Source organism: Candidatus Paracaedibacter symbiosus, assembly GCF_000757605.1.
GTDB lineage: Bacteria > Pseudomonadota > Alphaproteobacteria > Paracaedibacterales > Paracaedibacteraceae > Paracaedibacter_A > Paracaedibacter_A symbiosus.
Genome location: NZ_JQAK01000024.1, coordinates 1,989 through 2,741, shown reverse-complemented (window position 1 = coordinate 2,741; position 753 = coordinate 1,989). Strand labels below are relative to the sequence as shown.

At 69.2% G+C, this 753-nt stretch carries 1 protein-coding gene; it reads right to left on the bottom strand.

Annotation, left to right across the window (positions count from 1 at the left end):
* Nucleotides 1-753: MiaB/RimO family radical SAM methylthiotransferase (locus tag IG80_RS14475; protein ID WP_156962229.1), on the bottom strand; the 753-nt coding region annotated here is incomplete at both ends.

The window sequence follows — 753 nt, the reverse complement described above, 5'->3', positions numbered from 1 at the left end:
TGCCGGCGGCCACCACCCGTCCGCGCAGCGAGTTGGTCAGCGCCTCGGTGATCACCACGTCGACGAACTGCCCGACCAGGCGCGCCGGCGCGGGGAAGTTCACCGAGCGCATGTTCTCGGTCTTGCCGGTCAGCTCGTCGGGATTCCTGCGCGACGGCCCTTCCACCAGCACGGTCTGCACGCTGCCGACCATCGCCTCGGAAATGCGCGCGGCGTTGGCGTTGATCGCCGCCTGCAGCCGCTCCAGGCGGGCGTGCTTGTCGGCGTCGCTCAGGGTGTCTTCCAGGTCGGCCGCCGGGGTGCCCGGGCGGCGCGAGTAGATGAACGAGAAGCTCTGGTCGAAGCCCACGTCCTCGATCAGCTGCATGGTCTTGTCGAAATCCGCGTCGGTCTCGCCGGGGAAGCCGACGATGAAGTCCGAGGAGATCGAGATGCCCGGCCGCACCGCGCGCAGCTTGCGGATCCTGGACTTGAACTCCAGTGCGGTATAGCCGCGCTTCATCGCGGCCAGCACCCGGTCGCTGCCGGCCTGCACCGGCAGGTGCAGGAAGTCGGCCAGCTGCGGCACGTCGCGGTAGGCCTCCACCAGCGAGTCGGAGAACTCCAGCGGATGCGAGGTGGTGAAGCGGATCCGGCCCACGCCCTCGATCTGGGCGATGGTGCGGATCAGCAGGCCCAGGTCGGCGACTTCGCCGTCTTCTCCCTCGTGCCCGGCCATGGGCCCGCGGTAGGCGTTGACGTTCTGCCCCAGCA